General features: G+C 68.4%; 6 protein-coding genes. 2 read left to right on the forward strand and 4 right to left on the reverse strand.

The genetic code is table 11. The annotated features are described in order from the left end of the window. Positions 1-177: 177 nt before the first annotated feature. On the reverse strand, positions 178-2,022 hold the full coding sequence (locus AC3WUT_RS30040) for a diguanylate cyclase domain-containing protein (protein WP_492350737.1): 1,845 nt from the start codon (positions 2,020-2,022) through the stop codon (positions 178-180). A gap of 125 nt (positions 2,023-2,147) precedes the next feature. On the opposite strand from AC3WUT_RS30040, the gene AC3WUT_RS30045 reads away from it, so the two are divergent. Further along, complete coding sequence (locus tag AC3WUT_RS30045) at positions 2,148-2,831, forward strand: glutathione S-transferase family protein (protein ID WP_492350738.1); 684 nt, start codon at positions 2,148-2,150, stop codon at positions 2,829-2,831. A 19-nt stretch (positions 2,832-2,850) separates the two neighbouring features. Continuing rightward, a complete protein-coding gene (locus tag AC3WUT_RS30050; protein ID WP_492350739.1) occupies positions 2,851-4,122 on the forward strand; it encodes a multifunctional CCA addition/repair protein in 1,272 nt (423 codons plus the stop codon). 24 nt (positions 4,123-4,146) lie between these two features. Here AC3WUT_RS30050 and AC3WUT_RS30055 read toward each other — a convergent pair whose 3' ends face one another. From AC3WUT_RS30055 to AC3WUT_RS30065, 3 genes are all read right to left on the reverse strand, one after another. Next, positions 4,147-4,848, reverse strand: a complete 702-nt coding sequence (locus AC3WUT_RS30055) for a glycine zipper 2TM domain-containing protein (RefSeq protein WP_492350740.1) — start codon at positions 4,846-4,848, stop codon at positions 4,147-4,149. A 96-nt stretch (positions 4,849-4,944) separates the two neighbouring features. Further along, complete coding sequence (locus AC3WUT_RS30060) at positions 4,945-6,408, reverse strand: efflux transporter outer membrane subunit (protein WP_492350741.1); 1,464 nt, start codon at positions 6,406-6,408, stop codon at positions 4,945-4,947. After that, on the reverse strand, positions 6,405-9,554 hold the full coding sequence (locus AC3WUT_RS30065) for a multidrug efflux RND transporter permease subunit (protein WP_492350742.1): 3,150 nt from the start codon (positions 9,552-9,554) through the stop codon (positions 6,405-6,407). Before AC3WUT_RS30065 ends, AC3WUT_RS30060 begins: the two co-directional genes overlap by 4 nt. Positions 9,555-9,709: the final 155 nt, after the last annotated feature.

Genomic DNA, 9,709 nt, shown 5'->3' on the forward strand with positions numbered 1-9,709 from the left:
CTTTTGGGTACTTTGCTTTGGCGAAGCAAAGAAAAGTGCCTCGGCCGCCGGGACGAATCCCCGGCCTCCGCCCTCAAATAAAGAACAGAACGACCAGAGCGCAGCGGCAACAAAGAACCCACAACCATTGGACAAGCCCCACGTCAGTTGCGCCTCGGTGGCAACACCGGCCGCCCCTCACAACCCCCTGGGCAAACTCGCAAACACATCCGGCAAATCCTCGTGGAAGGCAAACCCCGTCTGCCCATCCTGCTTGACGTGGTACATCGCCCGATCCGCCGCCCGCAGCAGCCCCGGCAGATTGGCCCCGTCGTCCGGGAAGCGCGCCAGGCCCAGGCTGGCCCCCACGCTCAGGGGGTGGCCTTGCCACGCCATCGGGGCACGCAGCGACTGCAGCACGCGGTGGGCCACCTGCCCCAGGCGCTGGCGCTCGTGCAGGCCGGTGAGCAGGATCACGAACTCGTCCCCTCCCAGGCGGGCCACGACGTCGGCGGGCCGGACCTGCTCACGCAGGCGCCGCGCGACCTCCTGCAGCATCTGGTCGCCGGCTTCGTGGCCGAAGCGGTCGTTGATCGGCTTGAAGTCGTCCAGGTCCAGCAACAGCAGCGCATGCCGCTGGCCGGGCTGCAGCAGTCGCTGCGCCACCTGGGCCAGTCCGGCCCGGTTGGCGGCCCCAGTCAGGGTGTCGGTTTCGGCCACGATGGCCAGGTGCTCGGCACGGGCATGCAGTTCGGTCTGCGCACGGCGCAGCACACGGATGCGGGTGCCCAGGGCCACGGAGAACACCAGCAGCTCGGCCGCCACCCCCAACTGCAGCACGTTCAGATGCATCGCCGTCCAATGCAGCACGCCCCAGTTCGACAGCACCAGCAAAAAAGCCGCAACAAAGACCACGATCAGCCCCAGGATGTAAAGACCCGCCGGCCGGTAGCCATGGCGCAACCCGAGCAAGGCCCCGGCCAGACCCGTGACGGCCCCCACCATGGAGCCGATCTCGGTGGCCGACACCAGCCAGCGCCAGTGCCCCATGAGGCCCAGCACCATCGACAGCAGCATCAAACCCATCAGGCCCTGTGCCAGGCGATCGACCAGCGGGGCATAGCGGGCCAGGTCCAGAAAACGGCGGGCGAACAGGATGGCCCCCACAATCCACGTCGCCGGCGCCAGCACATAGACCCACTCGGCCCACCCGGGCTGGTCTGGCCACAGGTAACGCGCCACATGACCATTGAAGCTGGCAATCGTGAGCAGCGCGCTGGCGCAATTCAGCAGGTAGTACGCGTACACACGGTCACGGAACAACACCAGCAGCACCAGGTTGTAGGCCAGCATGCCCAGCAAAATGCCGTAACTCAAGCCGTCGAACAGGCGCTTGGTCTGCACCCCGGCCATGTACTCGCCGGTGTCCCAGGCCGTCAGCGCATAGATCTGGCCCAGGCGCGAGACGGCACGCAGGTAGATCACGTAGTCGCCGGGCTGCGCCAGGTGAAAGCGGTACACCATGCGCTCCGCGCCCAGCGGGCGGGCACTGTAGGGGTGGGTGATGCCCATGACCACAGGGGGCGCCAAAGCCTGCCCTGCAGAGTCATAGGGGCCGTGAAAAGCCAGCTCGCTGGCAGCCACCGAAGGCACTGAAATCAGCCAGTCGCCATCGCGGCCCAACTGACGCACGGGGATGCGAAACCAGTAGGGCTGGGTGTTCATGTTGGTGGCCACCGGCCGGGTCGGGACTTCAAAGCGCGCCTGGTTCGCAGGGGCGCGCACGTCGTCCACGCTCAAGTGTCCTGTGGTGTCCACGAACACCCCCATCACCCCGGCCAGGGGCAAGCCTTCGGCGCCGGCGCGCAAAGTCAGCTCAGCCCCACCGCCTGGCGACCGGACGGCCTGGCGCCCACCGGCCTGCGAAAGCACCAGTGCCAGCAAGGCCAGCATGAACAAGAGTACGGCCCCGCCGGCCCACCACTGCGCCACGCTCAGACGCCGCGGCTCCCACACGGACGACAGCCAATCACGCAACAACATGCAACAAGTGTAGATGAGGCCGCTGCAGAGGCTCCGTCAGCGTGGCATGATGCTGGCCTCTCGAAACTGCCGGACGCCTCGCCTCTGGCACCGGTCGGGGCCCGGCCCCTGCGGAAGGAAAGCACATGCTCAAGCTGGTGATCGGCAACAAGAATTACTCCTCGTGGTCCATGCGGCCTTGGGTGCTGCTGCGCCAGGCCGGCATCGAGTTCGAAGAGGTCAAGGTGCGCTTCGACTCTTTCGCACCCGATTCTGCTTTCAAGCGCGCGCTGGCCCGCCTCAAGGTGGCCGGCAAGGTGCCCGTGCTGTTGGACGGCGATCTGGCGATCTGGGACACGTTGTCGATCGCCGAGTACCTGGCCGAAGCCTTCCCCGAAAAACAGCTGTGGCCCACCGACCGCAAGGCACGCGCCCGCGCGCGCAGTCTGTGCGCCGAGATGCACTCGGGCTTCACCGCCCTGCGCAGCCACTGCCCCATGAACATCGAAGCCAGCCTGCCCGACGTCGGGGCCCTGGTCTGGCGCGACCACGCCGGCGTGCGCGCCGACGTCGAACGACTGGAAACCCTGTGGCGCGATGCCCTGGCTGACCACGGCGGCCCCCTGCTGTTCGGCGAGTTCAGCGTTGCCGACGCCTACTTCGCACCGATCTGCACCCGCTTGAACACCTACGGGCTGCCCATGTCCGACACGGTGGCCGCCTACGTGCAGCGGGTGATGGCCCTGCCCGGCGTGCGGGCCTGGGTCGACGACGCACTGGCCGAGCAGGACTTTCTGGCCTTTGAAGAACCCTACCGCCTCAAGCGCTGACACCCCGGGACACGTGGCCATGCAGATCTTCCTGGTGGGTGGTGCGGTGCGCGACGCACTGCTGGGCATGCCCGTGCAAGACCGCGACTGGGTGGTGGTGGGTGGCACCCCCGAGGCCATGGCGGGCCTGGGCTTTGCGCCAGTGGGCAAGGATTTTCCGGTGTTCCTGCATCCGCAGACCCATGAGGAATACGCGCTGGCCCGCACCGAACGCAAGAGCGGACGCGGCTACAAGGGTTTTGTGGTGCAGGCCTCCCCCGATGTGCGCCTGGAAGACGACCTGGCCCGGCGCGACCTGACCATCAACGCCATTGCCCAGGCGCTGCACCCCGACCCAGCCACCGGGCGCATCGACCCGGAGCACCCCGGTACGGGCAGCCTGATCGACCCCTGGGGGGGACAACAAGACCTGCAAAAGCGGGTGCTGCGCCATGTGACTCCGGCTTTCCGCGAAGACCCGGTGCGCATCCTGCGCGTGGCCCGCTTTGCCGCCCGCTTCCCCGACTTCACGCTGGCGCCCGAAACCCTGGCCCTGATGCAGGACATGGTCGAGGACGGCGAAGTGGACCACCTGGTGCCCGAGCGGGTGTGGCAGGAGCTGGCGCGCGGCCTGATGACCGAGCGCCCGTCGCGCCAGTTCGAGGTGCTTCGGGCCTGCGGTGCGCTCAAGCGCCTGCTGCCCGAGCTCGACCGCCTGTGGGGCGTGCCCCAGCGGGCCGACTACCACCCCGAGGTGGACACCGGCGTGCACGCCATGATGGTGCTGGACATGTCAGCCCGCCTGCAGGCCCCGCTGGCCGTGCGCTACGCCTGCCTGGGCCACGACCTGGGCAAGGGCACCACGCCGGCCGACGTGCTGCCGCGCCACATCGGGCACGAAGAACGCAGTGCCCGTCTGCTGAAAGACGTGGCCCAGCGTCTGCGCGTGCCAGTGGACTGCCGCGAGCTGGCCGACGTGGTCGCGCGTGAACACGGCAACCTGCACCGCAGCAGCGACTTCGGGGCCGCCGCCCTGGTGCGCCTGCTGGAGCGCTGCGACGCCCTGCGCAAGCCCGAGCGTTTTGAAGAGATCCTGTTGGCCTGTGAATGCGATGCGCGAGGGCGTCTGGGGCTCGAAGAAAAACCCTACCCCCAAGCCGTGCACCTGCGCCAGGTGCTGGCGGCAGCGCGCTCGGTGATCACCGCGGTGGTCGCGGCCGAAGCGGCTGCCCGGGGTGCCCAGGGCAAAGCCGTGGGGGACGCCGTGCACGCGGCCCGGGTGCATGCCGTGGCCCAGTCCATGGGCCTTTGATGAACTGAACCGAGCCTCGGGAGGTCAGCGCCAGTGGCGACCACCACCGTGGTACCCGCCGCGCCAGCCGCCGATGTAGCCCAGCCCCAGGCCGAGACCGAAGGTCATGGCGGGGTAATAGCTTGGGGCGTAGTAGGTGGGCGCGGCATAGACCACCGGCGGTGCGCTCACGTAGGTGGTGGCAGGGTAGGTTTCGGTGTAGACCGTCTGGGCCACGGGCGGGGCATACACCGGTGCAGCGACCGGTGCGGCCACCTGCTGGGCCACCGGGCTGACCTGCAACTGCACCGTGGGGCCCGGATCGCTGGGCATCTGGGCGCTGTACTGGCGGCCACCGTACTCATAGACCACGTTGTAGCCCACGGCACGGTTTTCGTACACGGTCTGGGTGCTGCACTGCTGCAGGTTGCTGACCTGGGCCGGGGCCGAGCCCTCGATGCTGTCGCCCAGGATGGCGCCCCCCATGACCCCGGCCATGGTGGCCACGGCACGCCCGGCGCCACCGCCCACGGCATTGCCCAGCGCCCCGCCAGCCACGGCGCCCATCAGGGCCCCCGCGCCCGACTTGGGGGGTTGCACAGCCACCTGCTGCACCGTGCAGCTGGGGCGTTGCACCGCCACCTGCTGGTAGACCGGGGTGGACGAGATGACGCGACCTTGCTCCTGGGCCTGGGCGCCCGTGGCGGCCAGCAACAGGGCCGAACTGATGACGATGATGGGTTTCATGGTGATGTGCCTCCGGCAAGAATGCCTTGATACCCTGATTTTGAAAGCAAATCGCGCTCAGGGTTCCTGCTCGCCGTGTAAAGAAAATCGGGCCCTTCAGCGCGGTGCCGTGGCCGGCGGGGCCAGCGGAGCATCCCAGCGCCCAGCCGCATTCTTGAGCAACTGCCCCACGGCGAGCAACTGACGGTTCTTCACGCTGGTCAGTGTGTTTTCGGCGCTCAAGGCGGTGGATTGAGCGCTGATCACGTTCAGATAACTCACCGTACCGGCCTTGTACTGGTTCTCGGTGATGGTCAGGGCACGCTGGGCCGCCTCCAGGGCCTCGGCCTGCACGGCCGCCTCGTCACGCAGGGCTGACACGGCCACCAGGTTGTCTTCCACCTCCTGGAAGGCGGTCAGCACCACTTGCCGGTAATTGGCCGCTGCCTGATCCACGGCAGCCAAAGCCTGGTTGGTGACAGCCTCGCGCCCGCCGGCATCAAACAAGGCCAGCGCCAGACTGGGGCCCAGCGACCAGAAGCGATGCGGCAGACTGGTCAGGTCGGCCCATTGGTTGGCCCGGTAGCCCGCGCCGGCCGACAAGGTCAGCGCCGGGAAGAAGGCCGCCTTGGTCACCCCCACCTGGGCGTTGGCGGCCGCCACGCGGCGTTCGGCCGCCGCGATGTCGGGGCGGCGCTGCAACAGCGTGGCCGGCAGCAGTGGCGGGGCCTCGGGCAGCCGGGGCAGGCGGGCCGTCACCGGCAGGCTGAAGTTGGCCGGGGCCTCGCCCAGCACCACGGCGATCGCATGCTCGAGTTGGCTGCGCTGCAGGCGCAGCTCGATCAGCTGGGCCTGGGCCGACTTGAGCTGGGTCTGGGCCTGCGCCACATCGGCCGACGAGGCCACACCGGCGCCGTAGCGGTTGCGGGTCAGCTGCAGCGATTTGTCATAGGCGGCCACGGCCCGCGCCACCGACTCGGCCTGTGACTCGACGCTACGCAAGGAGAAATAGCTTTGCGCCAGCGAGATCTGCACCGACAGGCGCGCGGCCAGCAGGTCGTCACGACTGGCCTGCAACTGGGCACCGGCCACGTCGACCGCACCGGCCAGGCGGCCCCACAGGTCGGCGTCCCAGCTGGCATTGGCCGAGGCCGACACGATGTTGACCGGGCTGGCCGAGGTGCTGGTGCCGGTGCTGCTGGTGGTGCCGCTGCGGCTGCGCGTCTCGCCCAGGCTGCCCGTGACCGTGGGGTAGCGCGCCGCGCGGCTGGAGGCCAGGCTGGCCTCGGCCGTGCGCCACTGGGCCAACACGGTCTGCAGGTTCTGGTTGTTCACCAGCACCCGGGTCTGCAGGCCCGTCAGCACGGGGTCGTCGAACTGCAACCACCAGTCGTCCGGGACGTCGGGGCTGGCGGCATGGGCCGCCTGCCAGCCGGCTTCGCGAAAGGCGGGCGCCGTGGCTACTTCGGGGCGTTGGTAGACGGGCGCTTGCGAGCAGGCGCCAAGGAGCAGCAACAGCGCCAGCGCGGCACACGGGCGCAGCGGGAACCGCGACAAGCTAGGCGGGGAAGACAACATCATGGAGCAGCACTTTCAACAGACAGGGCCGGTCGCGGCAGGGCAACCGCAGCGGCAACGGTGGCAGCGGCACGGCGGCGCGCCCGGCGTTGGCGCAGGCGGTCCATGCAGACAAACACCACCGGCGTGGTGTAGAGCGTGAGCAGTTGGCTGAACAGCAGGCCGCCCACGATGGCAATGCCCAGCGGGCGGCGCAGCTCGGCCCCGTCACCGGCGCCCAGTGCCAAAGGCACCGCGCCGAAGATGGCCGCCACCGTGGTCATCAGGATGGGGCGCACCCGCAGCTGACAAGCGCGGTAGATGGCCTGGGCCGCCGTGAGCCGGGCCCCGGTCTCGGCCGCCCGCCGCTGCCGGGTGATGGCAAAGTCGATCATCATGATGGCGTTCTTCTTCACGATGCCGATCAGCAGGATGACCCCGATCAGCGCGATGATCGAGAACTCGGTGTCGGTCAGCATCAGCGCCAGCAAGGCGCCCACGCCGGCCGAAGGCAGCGTGGAGAGAATCGTCACCGGGTGGATCAGGTCCTCGTACAGGATGCCCAGCACCAGGTAGATGGTGATCAGCGCCGCCAGGATCAGCAAGGGCTGGCTGGACATGGACTTCTGGAACGCCCCCGCCGTGCCGCCAAACGAGCCGCGCACACTGACCGGCACCCCCAGGGACGCCACGGCGTTGTTCACCGCCTCGGTGGCCTGCGACAGCGACACCCCGGGCGCCAGCGCAAAGCTGATGGTGGTGTCGGGCGCACCGGCCTCGTGCGTGACCGACAGCGGCGTGTTGGTCAGCTCTACCCGGGCGAAGGCCGACAGCGGCACCTGCGCCCCGCTGCTGCTGGTGAAGCGCAGCTGCAGCAGCGACTCGGGCGACTGCTGGTACTCGGGCGCCAGCTCCATCACCACGCGGTACTGGTTGAGCGGGTTGTAGATCACCCCCACCTGGCGCTGCCCGAAGGCATCGTTGAGCGTGGTGTCGATGGCCGCCAGGCTCAGCCCCAGGCGGCTGGCCTGATCGCGGTCGATCACCAGCGAGTTCTGCAAGCCCTTTTCCTGCATGTCGGAGTTCACGTCCACCAACTCGGGCAGCTGCATGATGGCGCGCCGGATCGGCGGCTCCCAGGCGCGCAGGTCTTCCAGCGTGTCGGCCAGCAAGGTGTACTCGTACTGCGAATTGGAGCCCCGCGCCCCGATGCGGATGTCCTGCACCGGCACCATGAACAGGGTGGCGCCCGGCTCCTTCGAGAGCTTGGCCCGCAGGCGGGCCACCACCTGGTCGGCGCTCACGCCGCGCACGGCCAGCGGCTTGAGCGAGATGAACATCGACGCGGTGTTGCGTTGCCCACCGCCCGTGAAGCCGCTCACCGACTCCACCGCCGGGTCGCTGCGCACGATGCCCATGAAGCGATCCAGCCGACGCTGCATGGCCTGAAACGAGGTGGCCTGGTCAGCGCGGATGTTGCCCATGATGCGGCCCGTGTCCTGCTGCGGGAAAAAGCCCTTGGGCACCTCGCGGTACAGGTAGACGTTCAGCCCCACCACACCGGCCAGCAGCAGCAGCGTGATCGGTTGCCAGCGCATGGCCAGCGCCAGCGTACGCCGGTAGGCACGCTGCGCACCGCGTCGCAGCCGCAGTCCCAGGCGCGCCCAGCGCCCGGGTTGGGCCGCCGGCGCATGGGATTTGAGCAGCACCGAACACATCATGGGTGTGGTGCTGAGCGACACCACCATCGACACCAGGATGGCCACCGACAGCACCACGGCAAACTCACGGAACAAACGCCCCACCACCCCCCCCATGAGCAGCACCGGGATGAACACCGCGATCAGCGAGAGGCTGATGGACACCACGGTGAAGCCAATCTCACGGCTGCCCGCCAGCGCGGCCTGCAAAGGCGTCTTGCCGCGCTCGATGTGGCGCGAGATGTTTTCCAGCACCACGATGGCGTCGTCCACCACAAAGCCGGTGGCCACAGTGAGGGCCATCAACGAGAGGTTGTCCAGGCTGTAGCCGCACAGGTACATGACACCGAAGGTGCCGGCCAGCGAGGCCGGCACCGCCACGCTGGGGATCAACGCCGAGCGCAAGTGGCGCAGGAACACGAACACCACCAGGATCACCAGCCCCACCGAGATCGCCAGCGAGCGCTCCACCTCGCGCAGCGAAGCACGGATGGTGGGGGTGCGGTCCACCGCCACCCCCAGGTCGATGGCCGTCGGGATCGAGGCGCGCAGCTGCGGCAGCAGGGCCCGCACCTCGTCCACGGTCTGGATGATGTTGGCCCCAGGCTGCTTGAAAAGGATCAGCAGGATGGCCGGCTTGCCGTCGGACACGCCGTAGTTGCGCACGTCCTGCACCGAGTCGATGACCTGGCCCACGTCGCGCAGCCGGATCGCGTTGCCGTTGGCATAGCGCAGCACCACGGGCGCGTACTCAGCCGCGCTGAAGGCCTGGTCGTTGGCGCCGATCTGCCAGTTGCGGGCACCGTCTTCCACATTGCCTTTGGGCCGGTTGGTGTTGGTGGCCACCAGGGCGGCCCGCACGTTGTCGATGGCAATGCCACTGGCCGCCAGCCGGCCCGGGTCCAGTTCGACCCGCACCGCGGGCAGAGCCCCGCCCCCCACCACCACCTGGCCAATGCCGTTGACCTGGGCCAGGCGCTGCGCCAGCACGGTGGAGGCGGCGTCGTACATCTGGTCGCGCGCCAACACGTCCGAGGTCATGGACAGGATCAGGATGGGCGAATCGGCCGGGTTCACCTTGCGGTAGGTGGGGTTGCTGGGCAGGCCCGTGGGCAACAGGGCGCGCGAGGCATTGATGGCGGCCTGCACATCGCGCGCGGCGCCATTGATGTCGCGGTCCAGATCGAACTGCAGCGTGACCCGCGTGTTGCCCAGCGAGGACGAGGAGGTGATCTCGGACACCCCCGCAATGCTGCCCAGCGCGCGCTCCAGCGGCGTGGCCACCGTGGTGGCCATGGTCTCGGGGCTGGCGCCGGGCAGGCTGGCCGACACCGAGATGGTGGGGAAGTCGACCTGCGGCAGGGGGGCCACCGGCAGCATGAAGAAGGCGATGATGCCGGCCAGGATGATGCCCATCGTGATCAGGGTGGTCGCGATGGGGCGGCGGATGAATGGTTCGGAGAAGTTCATGTTTTGAGCCTCTCAGTTGCGCAGCTGGCGCTTGCTGGCGCTGGTTGTGTTCGCCGCTGCGCTCTGGTGGTTCTGCTCTTTGTTTCAGGTCGGAGGCCGGGGTTGCGGCCCGGCGGCCGCCTCACTTTCTTTGCTTCGCCAAAGAAAGTAAGCAA

This window comes from Curvibacter sp. EU05-FHT14A10, from assembly GCF_058791075.1.